The organism is Mesorhizobium sp. M7D.F.Ca.US.004.03.1.1 (genome assembly GCF_003998635.1).
Lineage (GTDB): Bacteria > Pseudomonadota > Alphaproteobacteria > Rhizobiales > Rhizobiaceae > Mesorhizobium > Mesorhizobium loti.
In genome coordinates, this window is sequence record NZ_RZQG01000958.1 from 1 (window position 1) to 2,167 (window position 2,167).

The 2,167-nt window shown below is 65.3% G+C and carries 2 protein-coding genes; both read right to left on the reverse strand.

Going from position 1 to position 2,167, the window contains the following annotated elements:
• A partial coding sequence (locus tag EN935_RS32445; protein WP_164771549.1) for an ABC transporter ATP-binding protein occupies positions 1–1,266 on the reverse strand: 1,266 nt, incomplete at its 3' end.
• A 78-nt stretch (positions 1,267–1,344) separates the two neighbouring features.
• The coding region (locus EN935_RS32450) for a glucokinase (protein ID WP_127374044.1) at positions 1,345–2,167 on the reverse strand (823 nt) is incomplete at its 5' end.

The following is a 2,167-nucleotide window of genomic DNA, read 5'->3' on the forward strand; positions in this document are numbered from 1 at the left end:
CTGTTTGGTGACCTTGGAAATGTCCTGGCCGTCGATCTCGATCGTGCCCGCCTCGACGTCGTAGAAGCGCTGCAGCAGCGCCACCAGCGTCGTCTTGCCGGCGCCCGAAGCGCCGACGATTGCCGTCACCTTGCCGGCGGCCGCGACGAAGCTCAGATCGTGCAGGACCGGCGCCTCCTCGACATAGTGGAAGGAGACGTTGTTGAAGCGCACTTCACCAGAGGTGAATTTCGCCTCGGCGGCGCCAGCAGCGTCGCTCTGCTGCGGCTCGATGTCGAGAAGCTCGTAGATCATGCGCGCATTGACCAGCGCGCGTTCCATGCCGACCTGCATGCGCGCCAGCCGGCGGGCCGGATCATAGGCGAGCGTCAGCGCCGTGATGAAGGAAAACACCGCGCCCGGCGGCTGGCCGAGAACGGTGGCCCGGTAGCCGGAATAGGCGATGACGCTGGCGAAGGCGATGCCGGCCAGCAGTTCGGAAACCGGCGTCAGCCGCTCCGAGACGCGGGCGATCTTGTTCGACCGCTGTTCGGCATCCTCGGCGAGCTTGCTGATGCGGCGCGACAGCTCGTCCTCCATGGTGAAGGCCTTGACGATGGCGATGCCTTGCGTGGCCTCCTGCATGGCGCCGATCAGCCGCGAGTTGATCTGCACCGATTCGCGCGTGATGCGCCGCACCCGGCGCATCAGATAGGTGACGGTCCATATCAGCGGCGGTCCGATCAGCAGCGAACTCAGCGAAAGGACCGGATCCTGGTAGATCATGACGCCGACCAGGCCGACCAGCGAGACGGCGTCGCGCGCCGTCGACGTCACCGTCATCGACAACAGGTCGCGGATGCCATTGACGTTCTCGTTGACCTGCGCGGCCAGCCGCCCGGACCTTGTGTCGTTGAAGAAGGAAACACCGAGCTTCATCAGATGGTTGAAGATGCGCTGCTGGTATCGCGCCACCAGATTGTTGCCGATCCTGGCCATCGTCACCGCCTGGCCGTAGCCGGCAAGGCCGCGCAGGATGAACGCGCCGAGCAGTGCGGCGCAGATCCACGGGATCAGGTCGCCGCGCCGTTCATAGAAGATCTGGTTGACGACCGGACTCATGATCCAGGCGGCAAGCGCCGTCGTCGCCGACACGGTCAGCAGGCAGAGGATCGTGAAAATATACGCGCCCCGATACTCGCGGCCGTTTTCCTGGAGGATGCGGCGGATGACCGCCACGATCTCGCCCGCACGGGGTTTCGACAAATTGGGGGGCTGAAATGTCAAATCGGAGCGCTTCGTAGGTTTCCGCTTCCCGCGGCCGGGCAATTCGGCACCCCTCTTAACGCCAAGCAACCGGCTTGCCTATGCCTTGGGGTGACTAACTTCGTCGCGCCACCGCCGCCCCTCCGTCTGGACACCAAACAGCGACGGGTTACGGGCATAGGCGGCAAGGCCCAGAAGTGCGGCCAGCGGGTGGGTGATGACATAGACCGGCATGGTGCGCATCAGCGCGCTGTGCGGCGCCTTGTCCTCGAAGGCGGCGCGGAAATTGCCGGCTTTCAGAGCCGGCACGATCTTTTGTGCGATGCCGCCGGTGAGGAACACGCCGCCACGGCTCATGAACACCAAAGCGAGATCGCCGGCGGTGCGCCCGAGGCAGGTGACGAAGATCTCCAGCGCTTCCTCGGCAACGGGATCGGTTTTCGCCAGCGCCGCGCCGGTGACCTCGGCCGGCGTGGTGAAGGGCGACGGCTTGCCATCCGCCTTGGCCACCGCCCGATAGACATTGACCAGACCGCGTCCGCACAGTATCTGCTCGCCCGAAATGCGACCTTCGAGCTTATCGATATGCGGGAAAACCTCGAAATCGCGCGGTGTGCGCGGGCCGATGTCCATATGGCCGCCCTCGCCCGGCACCGGGATCCAGTGGCGAAGCGCATGGACCAGCCCGGCGACGCCGAGCCCGGTTCCCGGACCGAGCACCACGCGGCCGGCATTGGGCTCCGGCGTGCCGCCACCGATCTTTTCCATGTGCTCCTCGCCGAGCGCGACGACGGCGAGCGCCTGCGCCTCGAAATCATTGAGCACGACGATGTCGCTCAAGCCGAGGTTGGCGAACATCTGCCTGGGCTTGACGATCCACGGGCAGTTGGTGAGCTCGATCTCGTCGCCATCGACCGGGCCG